Annotated in this window: 28 protein-coding genes; 9 read left to right on the forward strand and 19 right to left on the reverse strand. The window is 49.2% G+C overall.

Translation table 11 applies throughout. From position 1 onward, the window contains the following. Positions 1 to 2 precede the first annotated feature (2 nt). Complete coding sequence (locus tag E1919_RS28175) at positions 3 to 191, reverse strand: DUF551 domain-containing protein (protein WP_162055841.1); 189 nt, start codon at positions 189 to 191, stop codon at positions 3 to 5. A 169-nt stretch (positions 192 to 360) separates the two neighbouring features. After that, complete coding sequence (locus tag E1919_RS23285; protein WP_162055814.1) at positions 361 to 1,392, reverse strand: YihY/virulence factor BrkB family protein; 1,032 nt, start codon at positions 1,390 to 1,392, stop codon at positions 361 to 363. A gap of 611 nt (positions 1,393 to 2,003) precedes the next feature. Between E1919_RS23285 and E1919_RS23290 the strand changes: the two genes are divergently transcribed. Next, on the forward strand, positions 2,004 to 2,402 hold the full coding sequence (locus tag E1919_RS23290) for a response regulator (protein WP_162055815.1): 399 nt from the start codon (positions 2,004 to 2,006) through the stop codon (positions 2,400 to 2,402). A 102-nt stretch (positions 2,403 to 2,504) separates the two neighbouring features. On the opposite strand, the gene E1919_RS23295 is transcribed toward E1919_RS23290, so the two are convergent. Further along, complete coding sequence (locus tag E1919_RS23295; RefSeq protein ID WP_162055816.1) at positions 2,505 to 2,780, reverse strand: hypothetical protein; 276 nt, start codon at positions 2,778 to 2,780, stop codon at positions 2,505 to 2,507. Between the two features lie 26 nt (positions 2,781 to 2,806). Beyond that, the gene (locus E1919_RS23300) at positions 2,807 to 3,094 is read right to left on the reverse strand and encodes a hypothetical protein (RefSeq protein WP_162055817.1); all 288 of its coding nucleotides are present in this window, start codon (positions 3,092 to 3,094) and stop codon (positions 2,807 to 2,809) included. A 325-nt stretch (positions 3,095 to 3,419) separates the two neighbouring features. Between E1919_RS23300 and E1919_RS23305 the strand changes: the two genes are divergently transcribed. Beyond that, complete coding sequence (locus E1919_RS23305) at positions 3,420 to 3,764, forward strand: hypothetical protein (protein WP_162055818.1); 345 nt, start codon at positions 3,420 to 3,422, stop codon at positions 3,762 to 3,764. A gap of 269 nt (positions 3,765 to 4,033) precedes the next feature. On the opposite strand, the gene E1919_RS23310 is transcribed toward E1919_RS23305, so the two are convergent. The 7 genes from E1919_RS23310 to E1919_RS23340 form a co-directional block, all read right to left on the reverse strand. After that, complete coding sequence (locus tag E1919_RS23310) at positions 4,034 to 4,369, reverse strand: hypothetical protein (protein WP_162055819.1); 336 nt, start codon at positions 4,367 to 4,369, stop codon at positions 4,034 to 4,036. A gap of 101 nt (positions 4,370 to 4,470) precedes the next feature. Next, a complete protein-coding gene (locus tag E1919_RS23315; RefSeq protein WP_162055820.1) occupies positions 4,471 to 4,704 on the reverse strand; it encodes a hypothetical protein in 234 nt (77 codons plus the stop codon). 65 nt (positions 4,705 to 4,769) lie between these two features. Continuing rightward, the gene (locus E1919_RS28290) at positions 4,770 to 5,972 is read right to left on the reverse strand and encodes a sensor histidine kinase (RefSeq protein WP_162055821.1); all 1,203 of its coding nucleotides are present in this window, start codon (positions 5,970 to 5,972) and stop codon (positions 4,770 to 4,772) included. A gap of 256 nt (positions 5,973 to 6,228) precedes the next feature. Further along, positions 6,229 to 6,567, reverse strand: coding sequence for a hypothetical protein (locus tag E1919_RS23325; RefSeq protein ID WP_162055822.1), 339 nt, complete (start codon positions 6,565 to 6,567; stop codon positions 6,229 to 6,231). A gap of 281 nt (positions 6,568 to 6,848) precedes the next feature. Then, positions 6,849 to 7,172: a hypothetical protein gene (locus E1919_RS23330; protein WP_162055823.1), complete on the reverse strand. Its 324-nt coding sequence runs from the start codon at positions 7,170 to 7,172 to the stop codon at positions 6,849 to 6,851. Between the two features lie 519 nt (positions 7,173 to 7,691). Next, positions 7,692 to 8,111: a hypothetical protein gene (locus E1919_RS23335; protein WP_162055824.1), complete on the reverse strand. Its 420-nt coding sequence runs from the start codon at positions 8,109 to 8,111 to the stop codon at positions 7,692 to 7,694. 49 nt (positions 8,112 to 8,160) lie between these two features. Beyond that, on the reverse strand, positions 8,161 to 8,856 hold the full coding sequence (locus E1919_RS23340; protein ID WP_162055825.1) for a hypothetical protein: 696 nt from the start codon (positions 8,854 to 8,856) through the stop codon (positions 8,161 to 8,163). A gap of 530 nt (positions 8,857 to 9,386) precedes the next feature. Here E1919_RS23340 and E1919_RS23345 point away from each other — a divergent pair. The 3 genes from E1919_RS23345 to E1919_RS23355 all read left to right on the forward strand — a co-directional run bounded on the left by E1919_RS23345 (position 9,387) and on the right by E1919_RS23355 (position 12,300). After that, the gene (locus E1919_RS23345; protein ID WP_162055826.1) at positions 9,387 to 9,977 is read left to right on the forward strand and encodes an RNA polymerase sigma factor; all 591 of its coding nucleotides are present in this window, start codon (positions 9,387 to 9,389) and stop codon (positions 9,975 to 9,977) included. 114 nt (positions 9,978 to 10,091) lie between these two features. Beyond that, entirely contained in the window at positions 10,092 to 10,799 is a 708-nt protein-coding gene (locus E1919_RS23350) for a hypothetical protein (protein ID WP_162055827.1), read from the forward strand. A 34-nt stretch (positions 10,800 to 10,833) separates the two neighbouring features. Then, entirely contained in the window at positions 10,834 to 12,300 is a 1,467-nt protein-coding gene (locus E1919_RS23355; protein WP_162055828.1) for a hypothetical protein, read from the forward strand. A gap of 336 nt (positions 12,301 to 12,636) precedes the next feature. Here the strand turns inward: E1919_RS23355 and E1919_RS23360 are convergent, their stop codons facing one another. Together E1919_RS23360 and E1919_RS23365 are read right to left on the reverse strand one after the other, a co-directional pair. Then, positions 12,637 to 13,647: a hypothetical protein gene (locus E1919_RS23360; RefSeq protein WP_162055829.1), complete on the reverse strand. Its 1,011-nt coding sequence runs from the start codon at positions 13,645 to 13,647 to the stop codon at positions 12,637 to 12,639. Positions 13,648 to 14,781: 1,134 nt separating this feature from the next. Further along, complete coding sequence (locus E1919_RS23365; protein ID WP_162055830.1) at positions 14,782 to 15,951, reverse strand: alpha/beta hydrolase; 1,170 nt, start codon at positions 15,949 to 15,951, stop codon at positions 14,782 to 14,784. Between the two features lie 390 nt (positions 15,952 to 16,341). On the opposite strand from E1919_RS23365, the gene E1919_RS23370 reads away from it, so the two are divergent. Together E1919_RS23370 and E1919_RS23375 are read left to right on the forward strand one after the other, a co-directional pair. Then, a complete protein-coding gene (locus E1919_RS23370; protein ID WP_162055831.1) occupies positions 16,342 to 16,578 on the forward strand; it encodes a hypothetical protein in 237 nt (78 codons plus the stop codon). A 263-nt stretch (positions 16,579 to 16,841) separates the two neighbouring features. After that, positions 16,842 to 17,084 carry a hypothetical protein gene (locus E1919_RS23375; protein ID WP_162055832.1) on the forward strand — a complete coding sequence of 81 codons (243 nt, stop codon included), beginning with the start codon at positions 16,842 to 16,844 and terminating at the stop codon, positions 17,082 to 17,084. Between the two features lie 118 nt (positions 17,085 to 17,202). Here E1919_RS23375 and E1919_RS23380 read toward each other — a convergent pair whose 3' ends face one another. Continuing rightward, positions 17,203 to 17,565 (reverse strand): nuclear transport factor 2 family protein, encoded by a 363-nt coding sequence (locus tag E1919_RS23380; RefSeq protein WP_162055833.1) that lies wholly within the window; start codon positions 17,563 to 17,565, stop codon positions 17,203 to 17,205. A gap of 388 nt (positions 17,566 to 17,953) precedes the next feature. Between E1919_RS23380 and E1919_RS23385 the strand changes: the two genes are divergently transcribed. Then, a complete protein-coding gene (locus E1919_RS23385; protein WP_162055834.1) occupies positions 17,954 to 18,523 on the forward strand; it encodes a recombinase family protein in 570 nt (189 codons plus the stop codon). A 177-nt stretch (positions 18,524 to 18,700) separates the two neighbouring features. Here the strand turns inward: E1919_RS23385 and E1919_RS23390 are convergent, their stop codons facing one another. From E1919_RS23390 to E1919_RS23400, 3 genes are all read right to left on the reverse strand, one after another. Further along, the gene (locus E1919_RS23390) at positions 18,701 to 19,558 is read right to left on the reverse strand and encodes an SDR family oxidoreductase (protein ID WP_162055835.1); all 858 of its coding nucleotides are present in this window, start codon (positions 19,556 to 19,558) and stop codon (positions 18,701 to 18,703) included. A gap of 73 nt (positions 19,559 to 19,631) precedes the next feature. After that, positions 19,632 to 20,153: a hypothetical protein gene (locus E1919_RS23395; RefSeq protein ID WP_162055836.1), complete on the reverse strand. Its 522-nt coding sequence runs from the start codon at positions 20,151 to 20,153 to the stop codon at positions 19,632 to 19,634. Positions 20,154 to 20,383: 230 nt separating this feature from the next. After that, positions 20,384 to 20,845: a DUF1772 domain-containing protein gene (locus E1919_RS23400; protein ID WP_162055837.1), complete on the reverse strand. Its 462-nt coding sequence runs from the start codon at positions 20,843 to 20,845 to the stop codon at positions 20,384 to 20,386. Positions 20,846 to 20,862: 17 nt separating this feature from the next. Here E1919_RS23400 and E1919_RS23405 point away from each other — a divergent pair, with 17 nt between their 5' ends. Continuing rightward, a complete protein-coding gene (locus tag E1919_RS23405) occupies positions 20,863 to 21,513 on the forward strand; it encodes a Crp/Fnr family transcriptional regulator (protein WP_162055838.1) in 651 nt (216 codons plus the stop codon). Between the two features lie 589 nt (positions 21,514 to 22,102). On the opposite strand, the gene E1919_RS23410 is transcribed toward E1919_RS23405, so the two are convergent. Together E1919_RS23410 and E1919_RS23415 are read right to left on the reverse strand one after the other, a co-directional pair. Further along, entirely contained in the window at positions 22,103 to 23,641 is a 1,539-nt protein-coding gene (locus E1919_RS23410) for a Rieske 2Fe-2S domain-containing protein (RefSeq protein ID WP_162055839.1), read from the reverse strand. A gap of 1,846 nt (positions 23,642 to 25,487) precedes the next feature. Next, complete coding sequence (locus tag E1919_RS23415; protein WP_162055840.1) at positions 25,488 to 25,784, reverse strand: hypothetical protein; 297 nt, start codon at positions 25,782 to 25,784, stop codon at positions 25,488 to 25,490. Positions 25,785 to 25,992: the final 208 nt, after the last annotated feature.

Raw genomic sequence — 25,992 nt, forward strand, 5'->3', positions numbered from 1 at the left:
CCTTACCCCATGTAAGGGTCCGGAAGTGGCATCCAGGCGACAACGCTGAAGGTGGCCTCTGTGGGAATGAGAGTGTGTATCGCTTTAGCGGCATCAACATAGCCTAACTCAACAGTTCTGGCTCCCTTGTCATCTGTCAGTGTCAGGATGATAGGCTTTCCCTGCTCCGGGAGCCGCTCTTCGATAGAAATTCAATTCATGGGCAAGGCTAATTATCCTTGGAGAAGGGTCTGTGAACAAGTATAGCTAATATAAAGAAAAAAGCCTTACTCTTGGACTTGTTCTACTTACTATGAAGCGGCTTATTGTTCTATAACGCTTTATATGTTCAGTAAGCAGGAACTTTCTATATTTCGGATGCTATTGTTGGTATCTCCTGTCTGGCCTGCCGTTATCTCTTCTGTCACTGCCTGACCCACCGTTATCAGGTGAGCCATCGTCTTCTGTGCCGCCGGCCACTCTGTCGGCATGGAAGGCACCGCGCTGCCCCATCGGCTCTTCCCGCCCAGTAGTGGTGTCTTTTGCAGTCTGGTGCTCCAGCTCCGAGTTTATTTCGGCGCCTAGCAGGATGACAAAACTGGTCAGGTTAAACCATAGCATGAGGATGATGACAGCGGCAACAGGACCGTAGGTCTCGCTGTAGCTGCCGAAGTTTTTAACGTACCACGAAAACAGCAGGGAACCTATCAGCCACAGGACGGTGGCCACACCAGAGCCCCAGCTTACCCACCTGAACTTAGGATTGTCTCTGTAGGGAGCCACTTTGTAGAGGACGGCGAGCCCAAACATCAGCACAGCAGCCAACAGCACCCATCTTCCCCACTGCAACACCGTTTCCAGCGTACCGGGTAGGCCAAGGTTGCCCACCAGCGCAGGAAAGGCCACTACCAGTGCAAAACCAAGGCTGCCCAGTACAATGCCCCCAACGGTGAAGAGCATGGTGATGCCATTTAGCTTTAAGAATCCACGCCCTTCCTCTTCGTCATAGGCAATGTTTATGCCTTCGAACAAGGACTTGGTCCCGCTGTTGGCACTCCACAGACTAAGCAGAATGCTAAGCGCTACGCCCCATCCAAGCGCAGAGCCAGAAGCGTCCTTTGCCATGCTGCGCAGTCTTTCTGCCAGCAGGTCGTGGGCCTCCTGCGGTAAATAGGTCGCCAGCTGCTCTATATGCTGTTCTACCACTGCCGGCTCTGTTACCAGTCCGTAGATGGAGATGATGGCTGTCAGCAAAGGGAAAAGCGCCAGGAAAAAGTAAAAGGCAACACCAGCTGCTACAATGTGAATATTGTCAGCGCCTAACTGCCCTTTTACCCTCAGCATTACCTGCTTCCATCCTTTACCGGGTATATCTTTGGGACTGTCCGCGTCTGTTCCTCTGTTATCTTTCATGTGCCTGTGTTTTTGCTCTGTTAGCTTATCAAACGAAGCACGGTTTGAAGGGTTAACACCCAGCGCGTGCCTTAGACAAAGCAAAGCGCTTTTGAAGGCTCGGTGCACCACCTCATAAGCAGCGACTCAATGCAATTGAGCTCTTCCCTGTCTCCTGTACTTCCTTGTACATTGGGTACCAGGGAAAGCCATGAGGGTTCTCTCCAACCGGTCAACGCTTTTTCTGTACAACTCTATTTCAAGTAACTATAATAGAGGCTCTTGAGAAAATATTTTCAAGCTCACTCTGACTTAGTTGAAGCGCCTGAATGCCCCTTTCCACCTGCCTTAACCCTGCCTTCAGTTGTCATGCTTATTCAACAGTGCTCGCGCTGTCCATTGATTTCAGGACGGGTCAATGAAATAGGAAATCTCAAAAAAACGTGAAGTTCTTGAGATGCTTTTATAATCAGCAGTCTTCGTACTTACCATAATAGGTGTTATAGGTGAAAACGCCCCCAGAGCCTCCTGGAGGGGGCAGGCGTTTTGGTACTTTCACAGGAGTGCCTGTTTAGTGGAATATCCCCGTATATTAAGTTATATACTAGATGTATGACAGGAACGCTAGATGTATGACAGGAACGGAAGAATCAAAAATAAAAAAGATACTACTGGTGGATGATGATCCTACTGTCGCTTTTTTAACGCAGAGACTACTTAAACAAGCGGCGGCAGAAGCAGATGTCCAGCTAGCGAAGAATGGACGGGAAGCCCTTGATATACTCAGGGAAGTATATCTGAGAAAGCAATGTCACGTGTTAATTCTGCTGGACATCAACATGCCGGTCATGGACGGCTTCGAGTTTCTGGAGGAGTTTCAGGAGTCTGCTAACCTGAGCACTGCCGCCATCAGCATCGTTTTGCTTAGCTCCTCCGCGCACCACCTGGATATGGCAAAGGCAAGGAACTACCCAACCATTGGTTATATCCAAAAGCCCCTAACCCTGGATAAGCTATTAGAATTTTTGTGACACGCACGCCACCAGCTCTGTTTTGACGGTAAGGGTAAGAGCTGTCCTATTAAACTATAATCTTGTTTATAGCCTATAAGCAAGGTTATGCTCATCAGAACCTCATGAATTCTGCTGCAGCCATGCCTCGTAATCACGCCCGGAAAGGTGCCGCCGCATGTACTCCTTCAGCCCCTGTCCATTTTGCTCGGCCACAAACCGGCGGAAATCCAGTACGTCTTTGGAAGCTTCAAAGCCTTGCCTCCTGAAGTAGTTTTGCATGGGCCCATTCATGCTCTCCAGCCAGTCGTCGAAATGGTGGGGCTGTGGCGCCGCCTCTGCCTGCTTGAAGTAGCTGGCGGCAGCCTGGTTGATGCGTAGGAGCTGGTTCTCTTTCATCTCCTGAATTCAAAGCTAAAAAGCACCTAAAGGCTTCCCAGGACCTTCAGTTGCTTCTCAAAGTCGCTGTGCAGCATCAGCATGGCCGACAGGCCGGTTGTTTGGGAGAGTCTGAAGCGCAGGACCAGGTCGGGGTCCTGCACGCTCTGGTAGTAAAAGGAGCGCTGCCCGATGTGGGGCAGCTCCGTGGCGGCCACGCTCCGGAAGTTACGCCTGAAGTAGTCTGCCGACATGGCCTTGGCTTCCCCGTTGTGCTGGTACCGGATGTCCTCCCCCTCCAGGAAAGGCAGCACGTGCTCATTGAACTTCTCCATATGCCTAAATTTATCAACCCTCCCAAAGCCAGACAGTTGGCTCTATCCGGGAGAAAGACATCTTCATACCCGGAAAACAACCTCAGGGTTACAAGCCGCCCCGGCAGGGAAGAAGGGCAACTCTCACCTCCCTTGTGCGCACCTGAGGTAATCATCCACAGAGTGTGGAGTCAGGCCCACAGTCCACGCATTGCTTCCACACTTCCCGTCTTTTGCTTATTTCTCTGTAAATCTGTAAAGCGCTGAGAGCCTTTTAATAAAATGGCCTTTAACTGTTTTGGCACGGTTCTGCTATTGCATGAGGCAGAACTTAAAGAATAAAACTATGAAAAAAGTAACTTTTCTGGCAGCAGCCATCGCATTAATGGGAATGTCTTCAATGGATGCAAATGCACAGACCACTACCACGCAGGAGCAGGCCCCGGCAACACAGCAGGGCCAGGAAGAGAAAAAGGAGAAAGTAACACAAGACCAGCTACCGGCGCCAGTTCAGGCAGCGCTGAAGAGCGACACCTACAAAGACTGGACAATAGGGGACATCTATGCCATAAAGCCTGCCGCAGGGGCCACTGCAGGTGTTCTGGTGTATGAGGTAATGATGACCAACGCGCAGGGCCAGACAGGTGTTGTCAGAATGGACGAGAAAGGCGGCGACGCCTCTAAAAAGTAGTGAACGAATAGGTAAACTGTTGAAAAGGGCCTCCGCGTTGCGGGGGCTTTCTACTTCCCTCTCCTGTCTTCACGCACAAGGAAACAAAGGGGAACAGAAGGTAGGTTGCCTTCGCTCAGCAAATAAAGGCGGATAAGCTTACGGATAAATGCGTAATCTTAGAGGCTATGGCAACTTCCATTTCTTACTTTCCATATAACAGCAGGCTTATGAAGAAGGCTCCTCTAGATGAGGAGCCTTCTTGTTTTATGAAGGATAATGCAGTTATTTTAGCGCGCCCTGCTTTTTTCCAGCTGCTCCAGCTGCAGGAGCAGCCTCATGGTGTGGCAGGCACTGGAACTGCCGGTGTCATATCCTTGCACGTCAAACTCTCTTTTTCCCTGTGGGGAAATCCTGTTGTACAGCACCTTGAGGTAAAGAACGTAGCGGTTTATCTGGCCGCTGAGGAACCTGTAGAACTCGGGATTCTCGGTGGCCTGGTCCAGGAAAGCCACCTTCTGGGCTTCCGCGTCCCTGATTTCAACGTGGATGGCGCGGCTGGCCTCCTGCCTTGTGAGCGCCTCCTCCTGCACCCTGTCGAAAAACCTGTCTATGTCGAAATGCATCTTAAATGCCCCCTCTTCTTGTAACTACCTGTAACTGTGAAAAAACCTAGTGTACGATGCGGCAACTACTTGGTTTAAGGGAACAGCCAAAATGTGCAGCCTCAGACTGCCAGAAAGGTTTGCTTCAGCCTGGCTATCCCGCCGGCGTCTACCACCTCCCCCTCACCCATCAGCAGGCTCAGCTCCGCCATCAGCAATGGGTCTGACAGGAACATCCTATCCTGGTACAGGCCGTGGAGAAAGAAGCGGCAGTAAAGGCGGTTTGTGCTGACGAGCGTCAGCACAAGCATGTCGCAGTCGGTAAGCCGGGTTAAAAACTCAGTTAATTCACTCATGCCAGCCTGTTCTATGCTATGGGAACGTAAACATAGCTAATATGTATATATAAAGTTAGGTATGCCTACTGTATTTTTCTGCTGCTGTTACAGGAAGATAGTGAACAGGGGCAGTAAAGTGAACCTTGCAACCTGTTCCGGCAAAGAGTGCGGGCGGCAAATACATGTGGTATTGCCTGTTCATAACCTTGCTGCGTTATCTTAATCAGCAGGCTTCTGCAGCCCTCAGCTCCACTGTGAACACCGCTCCCTGCCCTTCCCCGGGGCTGTGGGCGGTAATGGAGCCGCCCTGCTTGTGGAGCATCTTGCGGCACAGGTACAATCCTAACCCTATGGTGTCCTCGCCCCCGGTCCCCTTTTTGCGGAAAGGGGTAAAGCGCTGGAACAGGGCTTCGGCCTGCTCTTGCCTGAACCCCAACCCCCAACCCCTGATCCCTTACAAAGACCTTGATGCTCCCGTTTCCCTCTTCACTCCAGATGCTGATTTCGCCCCCGGGCCTCGAGAACTTGATGGCGTTGAAAAGCAAATTGCTGAAGATTTCCGCAATCAGGCTGGGCTCTGCGCAGACATGGGTTCCCTCCGGCACCCTGTCCTGTACCACCAGCTGTTTGCGCGCAAGCGTGGCGTCGTGCTGCCGCAGCACCTCCTTCAGGACAGCGGATAGCTGCACCCGCTGCAGGTCGTAGAGCTGCACGCCCGTGCTCTCGTGCCTCCACAGGCCTGTCACCGCCTCAATCAGCGCCAGCTGTTTTTCGGCTGAGTGCTCCACGCTCCTGTACAGCTGTTTTATTATATCAGGGTCTTTTTCCTCCTTTGTCAGCTGCATTGCCTGCTGGATGTTGATGTTGGGGCTTCGCAGGTCGTGTGCCAGCATGGCCAGCAAATCCCTTTTCTCCTCCAGCAGGCCGCTCACCGCTGTGATGGTGTGCTGGACATCATGCATGAGCACCCCCACCTCGTCCCTGTACTGGGTGGGCAGGGCGGGGAGTTTCTGCACTGTCAGGTACTCATGCAGCGCCGACTTCACCAGGCGTATGGGCGAGATGAGCTGATGCAGAATATAGAGGGTAACTCCTGTGGCGACCAGGGTCAGCAGCAGGGTGATACCAATCACGATGGCCGGCTCCAGCACGGCAGCAGGCCCCAGTACGATAAACAGGATAAGGCCGATGAGCGGGACATGGATGCCGAGGAAGGAGACAAAGAGGAACTTGTAGGAATACTTGTTGAGGAGCGGAAGCCCGGACAAAAACTTGTAGTACTTCATGGTGTGCTTTGCAGCTGGAGGTAAATGTCAAGTCGGTTTTCTTCTCCAGGCTCAGGTGTAGCTTCGGGGCCAGTTGCCTGGCAGTACTTCGTGCCATGGCTGGCCAGGGGAATGGAATGATGCTGGCTGCACCTTGTTACTGGAGAGACAAATCAAATATAAGGCAATTCCTCTGACTTTAGCTGTCGCAGGGACAAAGGCTGATTCAATGTTAGTGCGTTCGGGAGGCGGGTGAAGGTGACGCGGACCCTGCGCCTTACCTGGGGATGATAAGGTAATGCTCGTCCTGGCTAACCAGCTCGTTTCCGTGCCTTACCGCCTCCACGTCCAGCGTCAGGTTGTAGTGCAGGTGGCGGATGACGTAAGAACTCACGCTGAGCTCATAGAGGTAGGCGCACAGCTCCTGTAGCCTTTGCAAGTAGTCCTCGTCTTTGCCGGGCTCCGGCAGGCTGATGCCCAAAAACGCTTCAATGGCTGCCAGTTGCGGGAAAGCAGCCTTATGCCTGGCTGCGGTAGCCTGTAGTTTGGCTACGATGGCATCATACTTTGCCTTTATGCCATCATTGGCAGAGGCGTGCACTTCTTCGGGCGCCATAGGGAATGAACTTATGAAAGTCAGTGGGTGAACGTGTCTTGCCTGTTGCAGCGGCTAAAGCAGCTATATGCAGCAAATGCGATAATAAGCACAAAAATCGCTGCAGAAGCGTTCCAGGAGGGCAAGATAAATGGTAGGCGTTACACTGCCTGTGGTAAAGCGACCTCATAAAGCAGTAAAAGGAGCGCACGTATGGCTTCCAGCCATCAGCTGATCTAAAAAGAAGAAGCCAGGCAGCGTATTAGCACTACCTGACTTCCATCACACACTCAAATAAAAATCTATTTCGGCATTGTAATATAATCCTTGCTCTGGTTGAAGAACACGCTGTTGTTTTTGGCCGACTCGACGTCTGCGCACAGGTTGTGGTGCAGGTGACGCACGATATAGGAGATGGCGCCCATCTCATTCAGATAAGAACACAGCCCCTCGAGCTTTTGCAGGTAGTCTTCCTCCCCCTCAGCATCTGCCAGCGTGGCGTCCAGGTACGTGCTGATGAGGGTGAGCTGCGGGAAAGCATTCTTATTCCGGGCGATGGCCGCGCGGAGCTTGGCCACGATGATATCATACTTAAGCTTTAAGTCTTTGTTCTCAAGGGCGCACATCTTATTGGTATAATAATGTTGCAAAAAACCAAAGGCAGCAGATGAAACAAATGGATATCTCCTACCTGCGCAGCCTTACACGAAGTGACACAAAATGCAGCACTGGCATGTTCTGGCGGCAAGGGAAATACGCTTGGCATTGCAATTCGTTTCCTATATAGGGTTTTAAAAATGCAATTTTTTACAGCCGTTCCCATCATGCAGCGTTGCTCCTTTTACGCCTGCACAGGGACTTCCCTGCCTCTATATTATATGTAGCCTTGTTTATATGAATAGTTTATCATGTTATATGACCTGCATATGCGCCTATCATATGCTTTTTACTTCATATGATAGGCGATTCATATGACAGCAATGCGGTTAACACCGGAGCTGCAGGGGCTGTAAAAAGGGAACAGGTAGGGTTGGCGCTAGAAGGCAATGAACTGTTGCAGGTGTATATAAAAAAAGAAAGCCACCTCTTAAAGAGATGGCTTTTCATAAGTAGTATTAGGTATAATTCTTCATAAAAAAACAGGCCTAGTCGCCCTTGCTCAGGGAGAAGCTGCCGTCACCGTTAAAGTCTGTCAAAACAATGGTCACGGTCCACGCTCCGGGCAAACCGGAAGAGGAGGTCACTCCTGACTTTGAGTCTTCCCCGTCCCCGGCAGTGAGCTTCTTGTCAAGCACGTTTTTCCCTTCAGCATCCTTTATCACGAGCTGGAAGCTTCCTCCCCTGGAGGCGGTGATGTCCATGTTGTAATCGGCAGTGGGCATGGAGTTCTGCCAGGTGTAGGTCTTTGTGAAAGAGCCTCCGTTGCCTGTCACATCCCCGTCAATGTCACCGCTTGTGATGGTGGTAAAGGTGGCGCTGGCTGTCGGGCCTTCCTCTTTCTCGCAGCTGCTAAAAAGTCCTACGGCAGCTAAAAGCAGCACCATGAGTATATTCGCTTGCTTCATTGTCTTTCTTCTTTTGTCTTTAATGATGAATCGTTTGAGAAACCGCCGCTTAGTCCTCTTCCTCTATTTCCACCTCTGTTGCCAGGTCCAGGCCATCGGCCACCTCTTCAAAGATATCGGTGTTCTGGGTCGAGCTGATGACGATAACACCCTGCTCGTTCTTTGTTGCCGTTAAGAGCTCTTCTGCGGAGACACCGGCAAACCAGGCAACAGGGTTGAATGTCACCTGTGCTACTACGCTCTGCCCCTCGGCAAAGGTGACAGTGCCTTCTCTCTCCACCTCAAAGCTCTCAGATGAGTTGAACTCGAAGCGCACCGGGTGGGCCTGCCCCAGTGCGTCAGTGAAGGTGCCGTTCAGCACAATGGCGGGCTGGGTGCCTTTATCCTGGAGTTCCATCTCCACCTCTATCTCCTCATAGGTGCCTGGGCGGATAGCAACGGCACTGATGTCAGGAGAGGTGGCGCCGGTGGCGAAATCTATCCGCACGTCCTGCTCCAGCTCAAAGTCCACCTCCAGGGAGTCAGCGTCGCCCTCTGCCTCGAACTGAATCTCACTCAGTGTGATGGTGCCGGAGCTGAAGGACAGGCTGTTGGTGGAGGCCGTCCTGCCGCTCACGGGGGCTGCTGCTGTAATGGTGTTAAAGCTGAGGCCCACCTGAGATTGTGGGGCTGCGGTCTCCTCCTCCCCGCAGGCAAGCAGGCCAAGTGACAGGGAACCGATCAGTAATAGGGATAAAGCTTTCATATAGGTCTTAAATTAGGTTGTTTGGGGGATAGACAGGCCCCGGGCCCTAAACGTTGGAAGCGCACCAGAAAAAAATCAATTATTTTCTATATAGCTTAGCACTAATTGAATGGGACGCCGTGCTAAGTGATTTACATACAGTTAATTAAGCTTTTTGAGCAGCCCGGAATATTTTTCTGTGGATACTGGTCTCATCCAGGAAGTTTTGCTTCTATAGAGTTTTCGCTATTTGTCAGATTCTAATAAAGCGCCAGGGGAGGAACATAGGATATTCAAAATAAATATTCTATGTATATGCTTTTATTTGCATGTATTGCATACTTTTATCCTGTTGAGAAGGTCCTGAAACATCCTTTATGATTTAAATATTTGAGACTATACCAATATTTAAAATACTTTTTCATTAGTAAAAATGGAACAAAACAGAAGAATCAACCTTACTGGTTTTCTGATTCCAGCCTTTGGCGAGCTGCTGAAGTCCGCTGGCTGTCACAGTTCCCTTGCGTTTAAAGGCGGCCAGCGTTCTTGCTATGTCTGAGAAAGAGCTCATCGAGCGGTGCATCGCCCAGGAGCGCCAGGCGCAGGAGATGCTCTACAGGAGGCACGCAGACAAAATGTACAATGTCTGCCTAACCTATGCAAAGGATGAGGACGAGGCATGCGATGTGCTGCAGGAGGGCTTTATCAAAGTCTTCCGCAGCCTCTCCTCGTATGAGTTCACCGGCTCCTTTGAAGGGTGGGTCCGAAGGATAATGGTCAACACGGCGCTTGCCTCTTACCAGAAAAAACAGAGGGAAAGGGAGCACCTGGATGTCTACCAAACCTACATTGACCCTGTGATAGACAACACCCTGGACGACCTGCATGCCGAGGAGCTGATAGCCCTGGTCGACGGGCTGCCGGCAAAGGCGGGCATGGTTCTCAAGCTCTTCGCCATCGAGGGGTACGACCACAGCGAGATCGCGGAGCTGATGGGCACCTCCGAGGGAACCTCCCGCTCGCAGCTAAACAGGGCCAGGCACCTGCTGAAGGAGGCTATCACAAGGCGGGAGGGGAAAGTCATCCCCTTCACCATAGCAGACAGCGACGGGGCAGGCACAAAAGCGGAGTCCGTGGTGTAGGGAAAATAAAAATAAATTACGGTTATCTTCCAACGTTTGCGGCCTGCGGCGAGTCTACACAGCGGCAGCCCTGAAATCCTAAAGGCAAGGGCTTCCTGACCACAGCTTCTCCAGATGAAAAAGAATATAGCGTGCTTAACGCTTTTGCTCTCCTGCTTTTTCCTTTCATGTGAAAAGGAGGAGGAGTTCAAAATACCCGTGGATGTCAGTTTCGCGGTGGACATGCAGCGGGAGCAGGCCACCGGCAGCGGCCTTCGCTTCACGGAAGGGCATGCCGTGCTCTCTTCCTTTGAGTTTGAGGGAGATAGGGAGCAGGCCGAGAGCGTTCATTTTGAAAAAGAGTACGGGCAGGGCCTGTACATCCCCTTTTCCCCAAATCAAGCCCCGGGTGAGCTGAAGTTCCAGGTCCCGCAGGGGAGCTACAGGCGCATTGCCATCTCCTTTGAAACCGCTGAGGGGGATGAGGAGGAGGAGAGCGGAGGGAGCGGCCTTGTCGTGAAAGGCGTGTACCGGACGGGCAGCGGGAGCGAGCTTCCCCTGCTCTTTGAGCTCAGCTCCTCAGGGGAGTTTGAGACAGTGGCAAAAAGCGTCTCCGGCGGCAGCCAGGTTGTCCTCAAGCGGGAGGCACCGGCCTCCGCCACTATCAGGCTAAACCCGCTTTACTGGTTCCAGGCAGTTCCGTCATCCTCTTTGGACAACGCGGAGGTGTTTGAGGTGAACGGAGTGGCCACCATTCTTATCAATGAAGAGGCAAACGAGCACATCTACGAGATTGTCGTGAGCCGGCTCGGCAAAGGGGCCGAGACAGTGTTTACTTACTAATGCCGCCACATTGGCAGGCCCTGTACCATAGGCGATGAAGGAGAAGGACGACAAGCTCAGCGAGAAGGTAAAAAGCAGCTTCGACCAGAGAAGCAGGAAGGCTCCCGCCCTTGCGTGGGAGGGCCTGTCGGCTTCCCTGGACGGGGGCGCACCTTCCCAGGCAGCGCCTGAGCAGGCCGAGCTGGGTTTATACCGGAAGATAAGGGAGAGTTACTCGGCCCGGCACCGCATAGCGCCTTCCCGCGCCTGGAAATCCATCAACAAGCAACTCAACATCGACCTGGTCTGGACAAGGATAAGCAAAGAGCTAGACAGAGAGGGTGGCAGGGAAAGGCACTGGCGGCAGTGGGCAGCGGTAGCCACCATGCTCCTGCTCATGTCAGGGTTTGCAGGTGCCTATTATCTGAAGAAGGAAGGCAATATCCCTTTATCAGGCGGAAAGGCAGAGGCCGGCATAGCCTCTCCTAAAGCCCGTGAGGCAGCGCATCCGGCTGCCGGTTTCTATAAAGGCAACGACAATGCAAACGCCTTTGGCAGCGATGGAAAGCGGCTGCTGTCCCGGCTTGGGAGGAGTGGCGAAAGCCTGCCGGGACATCGGGCAGGCCAACCAGAGAAAGGCACCATCTTTGAAGGTGGCGCTGAAAGGGCATCCAGGCCTATTGTCAAATCTGTTCCTGGACTTCCGGACAACATTGTTGCCTTAGACAGAGCATCAGCACCTCCTACGGCAAACAGCAGTGCCCCTGTCCCGGACAGCCTGCCTGATGGGGTCCTTGTGGGGCTACTGAAGGTAAGGCAAACAAGCCTGGCCCCGGCTGGCATGCAGGCGCCTGCTGTGCCGGACCTGCTTCCATCCAAGCGCGTCACGGCGGCTGAAAGCGATGCTGCCGGTGAAAAGGAGCCGGTGGAGGGCAGGCTGAGCCTTGGGTTGGCCTTTTCCTACCACAACAGCTGGCTACTCAACAATGAGACGCAGAGGAGCTTTGAGAAGGGGAGCCTTATTTCCGCCAGCCCGACATTCAAAGAGAGCGTAGGCCTTACGGTTGGGTACCATATGGGCAACAAGAGCCTGGTTACCTTGGGGGTCAACATAGCAAAGGCAGGCCAGGACTACAAAACCTTCGGGGGCGGCAGCTATAGCGAAAAGGGGCTGGAGCTAATCTACTACAAAGGATATTTGCAGTATCAGCACAGCCTGCTTCAGAACAGCAAGTCACCGCTCTCCGGCATCACCATTCAGGCCGGCCTGTTTGCAGGGCTGCTGCATGAGCGGCAGGGAGAGCTGAGGGACACTGAAAGCCGGTACAGCCGGCACGACTACGGTGTGCGCGGGGCTTTGGGGCAGGAGAAGCGAGTTGCGGGCCTGACCATCGGCTATGGAGTGAGCGTGGAAAGGGGATTGAAGAACATCTTCCTTGGCAGCGGGAACATGCCGGGTAGGTTTAACAAGACCTATACACTGAACATAGGCCCTTACCTGAACTTCAGGCTTAATCCTTGATCTAACTATTACGCGTGGGTTACAAGCTTTAGCTGCTCCTGCTTATCATAAAGGGGGCTTGTAGGCTACAAACAAGAAAAGGCTCCACATCACGTGGAGCCTTTTCTTGTTCTACTACGACTCTTATGCTCACTAGGACCAATAACTAATATACCAGTGAGTAAGGATGCTTCAGCCCTGTTCACTTTCCCATTAGGTGACAATTTACCCGCTGCCGTGAGCACCATGACACCTGCAGCTTATGCTGTTAGCCCTTGTCATGCAGCTTGAGGAGCACAGGAAAGCAGAGCAGCCTTAAGGCAAACTGCTCTACCTGAAACTGTACCCCCGGAGAAACTATTCCTGGTCTAGGTAGACGGATGAAGCGCCGGCGACTTCTTTGGAGTAGCCAGGCGACAGGTTTCCGTTATACATCGGCATTTCGAAGATAAGCACCTTCCCGCCTCCGTTGGCCCTCTCCGCTACGTATAGGTACCCTGTTTCCTCATCGTAGGCTACGTCCACCGGGTTGCCCAACATGGTTTTGCTGCCTTCAATCCTAATTTGTGAGTCGGCACCAATTGTGCCCCCTTGTGCGGTGCTGCTGAACACGTTGCTGAAGTTGTCGATTATAACCAACGCACCGTCGTCCGCCACAGCGCCATCGCCCACATCAGTGAGTACCATCCTGTGGTCTTCTTTAGAGTAGGTGATGCCGTGTGTCCGCACGATGCCTCCTACTGTCACACGCTTTGTCGGCTCGATCATGCCGTCTGCATTAGAGAAGAAGTTTTCAAAAGACGCGATGTCGCCGGAGTTATCCACCACGGCATAGAGGGTGCTGCCTTCAGCATGGATGCCCCACAGGTTGATGCCTACATCGTAGGTATTGCGGAGGTGCACACCACTTGGCGTGCGCTCGTACACATACAGTTTGTTCATGTTGTTGTTCAGGGCTGGGTCAGCATCCTGCACCACCACAATCATGTTGCCGCTTACGGCTACCTCCCTGGCATTGGTGAAGTCGGGCGTGCTGGTGGTTTTCAACTCCAGGGATCCGTCTTTCATCTTTTGGTACACCTCGATCCTGTTAGTTGTTCGTGATGCCAGGATGATCTCATTCCTTTCCTCGTCATAGTAGATGCCGTCGGCATCCATCGAGGCAATACTTTTCTGCATGACGTCTACATCGCCCAGCCCATCTGCCTCCAGCACCGTCACCAAGCCACTGGTGTTGCTACTAACGTAGGCTGTGCTTCCTTCCTGATCTCCGGGAAGCTCGAAGTCAAAGTCATCTTCCGGGTCGCAGGAGGAGAAAATGAGCAGCGCGGCAGCGAACAAAGTGCTGCAAGTGAATGATTTTTTCATAGCGTATGATTTTGAAGGTTAAAGACTTATATACGCGCTGCGCCTTCTCCCTGGATTTTTTCCTAACTTCTAAAAAAGGACTGTTCACCATGTAAACGCTATCTTTCTGTGATTATACTGGTCTCTCCGTTTGCGTCCCTTTAAATGAGGACATGACAAGGTGGTAACCACCCCTTTTAGCTGTCCCTCATCAGTGCTGTGATGGTTGGCTCTTTGTTTGCCTTGCGTTTGCTCTGGTTTGCCGGAGGTTTGCAAATTGGCTGTAGAGTAGCTGCAACATAAAAATGCAACAATGAGAAACGAAGTCAATAATCCGAAGAAAGAACTTCACGAGCTGCGTCCATAAGCCATGGTGGCTTTAGTTGAGGCTATTGCTGCTTTAGCAGCTGTTATTCTTATTTCGCAGGTGCCTGTTACCTTAAGTTGCAGAATGCTGCGATAATGATACAGCCGGTTTGCAGACTCCTCGCCATCCAAACTTTCTGTCCCAGCAAATGTGGAAATATTGAGCTGTATTTTAAGGAGGCACCTAAGCAGCATTGTCATTTGGGATAGATGAATTGCCCAGGTACTTTTAAGAGCTATGAAAAACTATAGTGGCACTGTCTTTTAAAGGCGGTGTGTCTCTGTTTCATGGCCTTGAGGAGAGCAGGCTGAAAGGGAGGTTCATCAGAGAGGGGCATGGCAAAGGGTGCTGAGCAGCAAGCTTGTTTTTAGCAAACAAAAAAGCCGAGGCGTGGGCACCCGCAACACCTCGGCTTTAATCGTTTTCTCACCTTATTCGCACAACGTCCTCCAACTTTTGAAGTGCAAAGAAGAAACGTGCCTTTGCTTATGCATCTACCATAAAAAGGTGTCCCTCATGCTGCAACTTCCGCTAAAGCTTGACTATAACCAAGCATCTCAATCCAATTCATTTATGCTTTTTCTCCTGAATATTCAAATTGTTACGTGCTATTGCCAATAAAGTGTCTAGCCTTCCTAATGCTGTTTGTGGCTATTTATTGGTAAGGCTGCCCTAACGGTGAAGTTGGCTTGGATGAAGAAAGCGAAAGCTGCCCTATCACATGATAAAGCAGCTTTCGCTTTCTTTACTGAGAGTTAGGGCAGCGTACCTGCTGCTGTCCCAGCTACTTACTCCATAAACGCCTCTTTGAGTCGCATGGCGGCAAAGCGCTGCGCAGCCACCGCCTCCTCCAGCAGCGCGTTCATTCCGAAGAACTCATGCGTCACGCCCTCGTAAACCTTGCGCTCCACGGGCACGCCTGCGGCTTCCAGTTCCTGGGCCAGCACACCCCCCTCGTAGCGCAGCGGGTCAATCTCTGCGTTAATGATGGTGGTTGGCGGCAACCCGCTCAGGTCTGCCTCCACCAGGGAAATCAGCGGATGCACCTCTGTCTGCCAGTCTGGCACATACAGGTTGAAGAACCAGCGCATCAGGGCCTTGTTGAGGAACAGGGCGTTCTCATACAGCTCATAGGTAGGAGACTCAATGTCACCGTCTGCAATAGGGTAGATGGAGACAATGTGCTCCGGCATCTGCACTCCCCGCTCTCTGGCCATAATCGCCACTGCTACCGCCAGGTTTCCTCCTGCGCTCTCGCCGGCAGTGGCCACCATGGCTGGGTTACCGTATATCTCCGAGGCGTGCTCGCGCGCCCACTGGTAAGCGGCAAAGGCATCCTCGTGTGCCGCCGGGAACATGTGCTCCGGGGCCTGGCGGTATGCCACTGACATGACGATGGCTCCGGTTTTCTCAGCAAGCGCACTGGCAGACGCCTCATAGGTGTCCAGGTCGGTTATCACCCAGCCCCCGCCATGGTAGTACACGATGACAGGGAAGGGCCCTGTGCCGCTGCGCGGGGTGTATGTGCGCACCAGCAGCTGCTGACCGGTTCCGTTGGGTATGGTCATGTGCTTGATGTTCACGTTAGCCGGCTCTGGGATAATGTTATTCTCCCGGAGCAAATCTACATAGGCGTCTTTAAACGTTGGCTCTTCCCGCGCCTGCTCTGCCGTCAGCATCGGGTAGGGCACCACGTTGTAGCTTTGGAACTGCTCGATAACAGCCAGCATCTGCGGGTCAATGTCAGGGGCCCACTCCGGGTTCGGGCCCTTGGGCTGAATCTTGTCGGCTTTGTCCACCGGGTCCTTGTCCGGCAGCACCTCTTCAATGTAGTCACAGCTGAATAAGAAAAAAGCCATAAACAGTACTGAAAAAAGCCTGGCGCCCCTTGCTAACAGTCCAAGAAGGGTGCTGGCACGCAGCACGTCCTTGCTCACTTGAGATAAGTTGTGTTTCATAGATATAAAGTTTAGGTTAAAAAAGTTATGGTATAGCCTCGGTAGAGGGGAGAAAGCAGTAATGCGGAGAGGTATTGAGGCTTAAGAAACTGCACGCGTAAGAATATAAAAGATACTTGTTTAGATTCTGCTCCTCAAAGGGAGGTGAGGGCATGTAAGGCAGTTAGGGCGGCATTTCAGAAGTCATTCCTGCTTCTGTTAAAGAGTTTACGGGGCGTCCCATGCTTTGTTCATAAATCAAGGAAGCGAGAAGCGTGTGACGTGCTCGGGGGATAGTGCTGCTTTAAAACCAGTGGCCTTTCGTCATAGAGAAGGCACCTCATCCCGAATATTCTGTTATATTGCTAAGCTATAGAGGAACACAGCATTAGAGTGCAGCAAACACATCCTATGGTAGAGAACAAAGTCAAATGCCCTAAGTGCGGTTCAGAGAAACTGTCGGTACATGGGAAAAGAAAGGGTGCAGTAGAGGCCGCAGCACAGGCCATTATAAAGGGCTTTGCAATGCTGCTTACAGGCATGCACGGGAGCGGTGTTGGCAGCCTCCTGTGCATGAGCTGCGGGGAAGTCATAGGAAATTCTGGAGCAGGCGGAGGGTCAGAAGCGGTAAAGGGCTCCTGGCGCTGATAGTTGCTGTTCTGGCCGCCTTCCTGCTCCTTGGCGGACTAGTGCTTGCATCAACTGCATGATGCAGCCGCTCCTGGCCAAGCTAAAGAAGAGGTAGCTAATAGCTACCCCTCTCCAACTAACATGTAATGTAAAACTCTTCTCAGAGTTAAAAAGCAGACACAAACACAGCTGTAATAATTCCTGCCATGGCAGATTGATGCTTTTGCTTTCCGGCTACTGTGTTTATCTACTGCAGTAATTTCATCCCTATAGCTAAGCCAATGAGTCTAACTCAGGCTGGCAGTTTGGATGTAGCGATAGCAGGTGGCTCTGCCGATACCCAGCATATTGGCTATCTCCACCACGGTCTTGATGCCAGAGCCGAAGAAGGTGCAATCATACTAACTCACAAAATTGCAGTCCCGGAATACGTGGAATTTTTGAGCAGGAAGGTGGAGGTTAGCTTGTTTGGTCAAGTCAACCCCTGTTTCGTCGGCCTGCATGCTAACCGCAACAAGACGTAACATGGAAGTGCAAGATGTAGTTACACAAGATGTAGTTACACTAGATGTGGCGGTAACAGAATTACTGTCACACTTTCAAACATTGAAAGCATAACTCCAACATTATATGGTGAATGGACTAAGGTTTAGGTATGATGTGAGCTGCCAAACTCTGCCACAGGATTTTGCCGTCTTTCACCTGGAAGCTGTCTGTACCAATAGGTATATCTACTGCTGCACTGTCTGCGCTCCAGACAATATAGGCTTTATCCTGTTTGACAACCTGTTGCTTTAAATCAAGGGTGGTGTTCTCTTTTGGGAGAAGGGTGAAAACATATGAATAGAAGGAGGAAATTGCTTCTAGTCCTACCATAGCGCCATCCGGACCCCACACCTCTGACTCTTGAATGTAGTCTTTCATTAGTTCTTCGATGTCATTGTTGCGAAAAGCCTCCAAATGATGTTGAAGAATTGCTTCAAGTGTAATCTCTAGCGTCTGCATATATCTGAAGTTTTAAATTAAAGCCGAGTAAAGAATTGAAGGATTTTATTTCTTACGTATTTTATTTATAAAATACCATTATATAACATAAAATATTAAAGACGCCAAAGGCGGGGGGAATGTAAGGCGACTGTTTATTCTGTGTCTGTTAGTTGAGCTTCCTTTATGAGCGGATGCAATCGCATAATTAGCTTCGACTTAAATGAATGTTACATAAAGGGGGGGCTTCTCCTGAAATAGGTTAACAAACTTTTCTTATAAAACGTGGGAATAATGAGATCGTGGAACCTGCAGCAGCACCTGCCCCTACAGCCTGTATGGCGTCTCATTTTGCCGTCTCAAAAATCAAAATCTTTTTTTATTTTTGAGATGAGTTTATGAGACACTTATGAAGATAGGATACGCCCGGGTCAGCACACAAGACCAGAAGCTGGAGCTGCAGCTCGACGCTCTCACCAAACACGGGTGCGAACAGATATTCCGTGAGAAGAAATCAGGCAAGAGCAAGGAGCGCCCGGAGCTGCAGAAGATGATAAACCAGTTACGCTCCGGAGACACAGTGGTGGTCTGGAAGCTGGACAGGCTGGGTCGCTCGCTGCGGGACCTGATAGACCTGGTGTCGGAATTCAAGGAAAGGGGGGTGGAGTTTGTGAGCCTGCAGGACGGCATCAACACGGCCACTCCCACCGGCAGGTTCACCTTCAACATTTTTGCCTCATTGGCAGAGTTTGAGCGGGAAATCATACGCGAAAGAACAAAGGCGGGGCTCGATTCAGCAAAGGCCAGGGGAAAGAAGGGCGGCAGACCCACAGGCCTTTCAAAAGCAGCCATGGAAAAGGCAAAGTCAGCCAGGATACTCTTCGACTCCGGAACAAAGACTGTGGAGGAGATAGCCAAGATACTGGGCATCGGCAGGGCCACCTGCTACCGCTACATCCAAAGCACAAGCTTGAGTTAGAGTTACCTGCAACAGCATCAACCTGAAAACCATCAGGGGAAAGAAGCTCAGGACCGGTACCATCAACATGTACCTGAAGAGAGCCAGGGAGCTCCACCTTGTCTGATGGCTCATACTTTTCACTGGAGGTCTGAAGAAGGCCATTGTAGTGAATCTTCTATACCGCTACAGCGAAAACTATACTTTCACTTTGCTCCTGATATAATCCTCAAATCTCATTTCCCCTAGTTGAGGCGCTACTGTATCCTGCTGCGTTACTTCAATGAAGAAGGAAAACTTGTCATACATGTTTTTATCAAACAGCCTGATCAGGGGGAGAGCTGTTTTCATTAAACCTAGCGGAATGTGTCGAACCTTTTTTTTCGGATTAACGGCAATTTGAACAAGCTCATTTAGTTCATGCCTGGTATATATAACTTTACCTCCAGCTTCAACTACAGCTTTGGTATGCTTGATGGAATCCACACAAACTTTGGCTAAGTCGCCTTCATAAATTGGGTTGGTTTTTTTATCGCCAGCACCTATCGTAATTAGCTGCCCCTTCTTTGCCATTTCGATCATATCTAAAAAGGCACTAAATACAGCCGGAGGTTTTATGATTGTATAGTCTATTCCTGAGTACTTCAACAATTCGGCAAATTCATGATGCACTCTACAGTAGTTTAGGTGTAGGTACCTTTCAGAGTGAAAGGCAGAAACATACACAAACTTTTTCACGCCACTTGCTTTGGCCTCCTGAAGAATATTAGAGTTTCCTACGAAGTCTATTTCCCGGAAAGTTTGCCTGCTTCTATCATTAGGTGATACACTTTTACCTAAGGCAGAAATTACGATATCCTGTCCCTGACATATATCCGACAGTGAGCCCGGTGCAGTAATATCCGCAACCACGAAACTAGTTGTGATATGTGATAGTTGTTCTGCTTTATTTTTATTCCGAACAACAATCAACAGTCGGTATCCTCCTTGCAGCACTTCCCTGGCAATGGCTTTTCCTATGTTACCGGTGGCGCCAAACAGTATTACTTTTTTCATTTACAAATCTGGATTATCATCACTGATACATTACAACATCAAGCTCCTTCTGCAATAAGAAAATAGCAACAGATTATGCATAAGTTGTACAACCCTTTATACTCTTTTCCAGCTTAAGTCCTTTAACACGCCCAGTTTGCATTGCCAGCATCAGTCGTATCACTAAAATAAAGGAAGTAGCCACTGGCAACAGGCTGATGGGATTGAATGGAAACAACGGAAGAACAATAGCAATCTGCAAAACACAGGCAAGCACCATGTGCCGGTAAGTTCCCCAGTTGCCGCGACTAATCTGTTTTATGCAGCTAAGCAGGTAGGCATTGATCAGAATCAGAAGAACAGCAAACTGTGTGAGGGCATAAAATTTAATATCATACTGAAACACCCCGTGCTGCCAGCGAATTACGGAAAGAGTACCTACCGCAATTAAATGCGCAATCATGTTCAGCAGCGGATACATTGCCAGGAACACCAGCAAATAGGTGAATCCTTTTTTAGCAACATATGCAGGATGCCTGTACAGCAAAAAATTGTAAACGAGACAGCAAAAAAATGTTACTATCAACACGACAAGATCATAAGCAAGTGTGCTCATAAGAAAAATAAAAGGTTAAGAGTTACGAAACTGCTGAGCATTGATAACTGGACATCAAATGATAAAGCCTTAGTCTTTTTTGCAGAGTCCATACTTGTTGCTCAGGTGAGAAGCTGTCTATCAGAGGTTTAAAAACTAAGGGTGGATATAAGTAATAATGATGTACAAATGCCCTATCATGCGAATATGCGTATCATACAATTTCGACACGCTGTATTATAGCAGACTAATCATTTAAACATTCCTACTAGCAGCGCCAGAAATCCCACCACCTGCAACACTCCTCGATAATTTAAAACCTGCAGCCATGTATTCCTAAGTGATTCCCAATCAACACCTTGCATCCCCGCCTGATAGGTATGAAACTGTGCATTGATGGGCAGATTGAACTTAACAGCCAAGGCTAAATCCACAACAACGCACACAAACGCAATAGCAGTTGTAATAGAGACCAGAGAACCTGGTGCTTTTATGAAGGAAAGGACAACAGCAATCAAACCTACGAGCACTGCAGCTGGATATACAAACTTGTGGGGCCATTCAATTACCTTATCAGTGGAATTCCTTATTTCGGCATAAGCATCCATTGAGATACCCGATAAAGCCTCACTTAAAGCATAGAGGTAGAAAATACCCTGAGAAACAACGATGAGATATAGAACTAAAAATACCATTTTTACACTAGTGAACATTGCTTTGATTATTTTAGGTGAACATTTATTTATATACAAAGGAAGCTAGAACGGCATTCTGCTTTCTTGACTTTGATCAAGATTTACCAAGTAAGAACATGGTTGAACAACTAAGGACACAAATAGAAAAGGTAATAAAGGTCAATGATGCTGAATGGGCGGCTTTCCAAAGCATCCTCAAGCCAAAACAGGTTAAAAAGAATGAGCTATTTTTAGAACAGGGGCAGGTATGCCGGCACATGGCCTTTATTGCAAAAGGATATGTGCGCTTTTACTTTTTGGTTGAAGATGAAGAAGTAACAAAGGAATTTAACTTCGAAAATACCTTCTGCGGCTCTTATGCCAGCTTTATCACCGGCAGTCCTTCCCGCTTTAATGTTAAGGCCATGGAAGACCTTTCTTTATTGATCTTTGACAGGCCCCACCTTTTGCAGTTGGTAGAGCAATACCCTGCATGGGCTAAGTTTTTATTGTTCTCTGTTGAAAATCTTTTTGTAAGAAAAGAGAACCGTGAAGCTTCCTTCTTACTCGATACCCCTGAAGAGAAGTACAAAAAGCTTCTTTTCGAAAACAAAGAAATGCTTCGACGAGTACCCTTAAAATACATCGCCTCCTATCTTGGCCTTAGCGCTGAAACCTTAAGCAGAATAAGAGCAAAGCATAAATAATTTTTACCTAAAACAATATTATTTATGCCCCCCACTGGAACTGCGCCAGGTATTATTCATCAAAAAAAAATGTAGGATACGCTGGCTCGATTCCTTACCCTATTCAAAAAATAAATTGATTAAAAACATATGATGCAGATGCTGCCGATCCTGTAACTACGTAAGAGGTGAACAAGTCATTCAGCAGTAAGGGAAAGGTACCTGCTGTAGTTTTCTGATGATTCAAAATAAAGAATTTCATCTTTGCTACCAGGAGCTTTTGCAATGAAGTCCACAGCTTTATCTACCTCTTTTCCAGGACGAGACCAACTGTCAACTTTTCTGTACAACTCGATTTCAAGTAGCTATCACAGAGGCTCTTTCTGTACAAGTGGCTCAAGTTAGGAATAAGCACTATTCCAGGGAGCTTCAGTTGTCATGCTTATTCAACAGTGCTCGCGCTATCCATGGATTTCAGGAGATGACAGTTTTACGTTCACCGGCGAATGTTGTCGCTGAAAGCATGAACTGAAACAAATCGGCCCGATGTACTATCGGGCCGATTTGTTTCTGGCGCTTTTGTCGCCTGCACATTTTGTCTGCTCAAACGCTAATCAATCCGTTCTACTGTAAGGTTTTCGCAACTGCTAGTAATACACTCACCGGATTCCAGGTCAAAGTCGTAGTGGTGGGCAAGGCACCTGAAAATACCACCCGGGAGTACCTCGCCTGAGTGTAAAAAATCATTTCCGGCATGAGGACAATATCTTGAAACAGAATAGGTCTTGCCATCCGAATGAATGGTAATTCTTTTGTTAGAAACAGGAGTGGTTTCAAATTTGGCTACTTCCTCTAGCGCTCCTTTGTCTGCAAACTTTAGCAGGCCCAGCAGGTGGTCGTTGTAAAGGTCTGGGTTTCTACTAGCATTAAATCTCAAGGACAGGAAGAAATCCTCCCAAGGGACCTCTTTTGCCAGAACAGGTGGCAGCCAGCGGGATTCAAAGGTATAGATATAGCCGCAGTCTTCTACACCCTTTCCCACGCCCTGTTTCCCCTCTCTGAAGTCCACATGCCAGTCTCCTCCGCCCTTCCCTTTAACTTCAAATCCAACCCGCATATCAATGTGCTCGTTAAAGTAGGGGCTTAGGGTAAGCAGCTCCTCAAAATAAGTTTCAAAGGCTTTCCAAAGAGACGCCTCAGGGACAGGGTAGCGATCATAAGGCTTTTGAATCTGATCCCTTCGTCTTTCCTGATACTCTTTAAGATAATCCCATCGTGAATTGAATCTGAAGTTTTCCCATTGGGAATCCTGTGTTTTCTGTTCTTCGGCTGAGTCCCAAGTGTCTCCAGGCAACAGCACCTCAATATTCTTTATCTTCTTTTTAGCCAGGAAACTGGCTACCTGCTCCTGATCCGGAAATATTCCTTCTTTCATTTCCTCATTATAGGAGAATAAGTTTGGATCTAAAAAGCATGGAGGCCCGGCAAAGGGAAAGCCAACAATGGGCTCAACAATTTTCATACTCTTAACGCAATAAGACAATTTTGCTGCTCTTTTCTGCTTTCTAAGTTTTTCCTTTTGCTCTTCTGGAAAGTCATAGACCATGGGGAACCACGAAGCGCCAGCTCCCTGAAAAGCAAACATATGGATGTCACCGCCGACTTTTTGCTTGATTTCTCTTAACTGCATAGGAAACAAACGCGCATCGTTCATATTCAGCAGTGTATGCCCGTCTGCCTGAATGACAATGGCAGAATCATGGTTCATGGGCGGTTCAGAGACGAAGAATACTTTTGTGTTGCTGGTAATGTCATAGGTTTTCCACTCATTTACCTCAATGATACGCCTTTTACCACCCAGCAATATTTTCTGCTTTAAGGCTGGTGAAGGGTATTTGGGAACAATCACAGGAACCTCAGGATCAATTCTTGATAAAATCCATGGATCGCAATGATCCAAATGCTCATGTGAAATAATAATTGCGGTTGGTTTGTATAAACCCTGGTCCGACAATAGGTGTGAGTTATCCGGGAACTGGAACCAGGAACCCTGAAAACAGCCTTCTGGTGATAGCCAAGGGTCTATGAGAAGCATTGCATACTCCGTCTGTACTTTTAGGCCAGCGTGTCCAATGGCAGTTACTTTCATATTTGTTTCGGGTTAGATGTTTGATGTGATATCATGTTAAGTGGTTACCATGTCCGAATAAATAACAGTGCTTGTTTCTGACAGGAGCGCTTTCATATTTCTACCGGTTAAAGTATAGCCGCCACACCGGCTTCTCTCTTACTATCTTTCTCTGTTGTAATATAAGGGGACAAGCATTGGTGTCAGAGAAGTTTCTGTTGCTGATAGTCATGTCATAGGGAACAGCAATTGGAGGACTGAAAAAATGAAAAGATCCATTTTAGTAGCAAGAATAGTTGTATTAAGGCAATATAAGAAATAATTATATTGGCTCAAAGAGGTTATTTCCTGAGCTGTTTAACCACACTGAACAGCTCAAAGCAAACGATGGGTGCAGTTACTGAAACGTACACAAACCGCCACTTCAGCTATTTCAGGCTGATCGATATACCTTAGTATACAGTGTAGAGTAAAGCCTGTCCAAATCTTTCAAAGCCTTCGGAAGTGGGTTTAACCTGGAATAGGAATTCAACCCCCTGAAAAGATTGGACCTACCCTCTACAAGATCCTGGAGTTCTCGGGAGTGAACATCAAGAAATTCTTTAAAAACAGAAAAGGAGAAGAGTGAGTAGTAGGCATGAGCCTTTATTATGTATGTTTTATAAGTGGCGGTTTGTGTACGTTTCAGTAATTGCACCCCTAGTTCCTCAGGATAAGCCGTCCCAGACAAAGCAACCGGCAAAAAAGCTACAAAAAAACGACATATGCGCGCCACCTGGGACGGCAAAAAAGCGGCAAGAAGTTATCCCGGAAATGACAAAAATCACCCATGGTAGCTGCTGTGATTTGAACCCTTGCTTTCAGGAATGCAGCAGGGCCAGTCAACGGAAACCAACTTAGATCAACAGTGCCAGCAACACTTGTCGGCAACAGAAAGCAACACTTTCCAACATACCAGCAATTGCTGCTCCGGCTGTACTAAGGATCCACGTTTTCTGGGACATCGCCTAAAAGGCTTGTTGCTCCACGTTGCTTGCCGTTGCTGCTGTATCTTCTCATTAGATTCAGTCAGCACTCACAGCGCAGTACACAGACTAGAGGCCAGAAACAGCGGTATGCTATCGCGAAGGCTACTGAAAAGAGACAAGCGCTCACTTGCCAGCAACGTATAGCAACAGGTTCGGCAACATGAAGCAACTGCTGCTTTTGCTGGATCGGTATACCGCCGTATTTGGGACAGCACATGGCAGAAATCAACTGTTTTCAACCAGGTGCAAACCGTCTGCAACCACGGTAAATCAATGCGCTGCAAATGCGTAGGGAAAAAAGACTGTTTTACCTGCAAAAAAGGCTTTAGAAACACGTGATTCTCCGCTTTTGGGCTTTTAAGCACTTTGTCTGAAGGCATACTAAAGCTAGAGCAAACATCAAATCATGCGAAATCAAGTGCTATCTGCACATATTTCATGCATTATGCACGAATCTTATGCAAAAGACACCCAATACAGTGGGTCGGTTTGGTTTTGGTTTGAAATGTGTTGGCCCCCAATAATAGCCTGCTCAACGCGGTGTTGCGCTACGTTGTGGTCAGAATGTTGCGTCTTGTTGCGGTTAGCATGCAGGCCGACGAAACAGGGGTGGACTTGACCAAGCAAGCTAACCTCCACCTTCCTGCTCAAAAATTCCACCTTTTGCGGGACGAGCACAGACAGCTATTTTGGTTGAGTAAATTTGCTGCACCTTCTTCGACTCCGGAACAAAGACCGTGGAGGAGATAGCAAAGATACTGAGCATCGGCAGGGCCACCTGCTACCGCTATATCCAAAGCACAGGTGAAGGACTTCAGCAAGGCACCGGGTGATAAAGCTCAGCATTCAGCCAGCAGCCACTCTTCAGCGCTTTCCGCATCGTGGAAGGTGAGCATCTGAACACTGCCCTTGAAGACGGACCTCGACCTGCTGCACAGCTGTTCTAAGACGGACTGCAGAAAGAGGTCCTCCGCCACGACAATAGCCACTCTACGGAGGCTGGTGCCTGTGAGCTGCGAGAAGAGCACCTCCATCATCCATGCCTGGTCACTGACGTTAGGCGCGTAATGCTCCGAGGCATGGTGGAGCCAGTAACTGACATGTTCCTGCCCAATACGCCCGCACAGGTGCAGCATGCCATTTCAGTAAGTCGCGCTGTCGATGACAGCCAGCCACCTGCTCCGAAGGATGGCTGTGTCCGGCTCTATACTGTAGGACAAGAAACTCTCAACAACCTGCATAGGCTAATTGCACTTTGTGTGCCGTGTAAAGAAGTACAGCATACGTTCTATAATGTCTTACTATAAGTACGCAAACTACATCATCTCGCTGCAACTTCAGGTT

It is taken from the genome of Pontibacter pamirensis, from assembly GCF_010015475.1.
GTDB classification, from domain to species: Bacteria; Bacteroidota; Bacteroidia; order Cytophagales; family Hymenobacteraceae; genus Pontibacter; species Pontibacter pamirensis.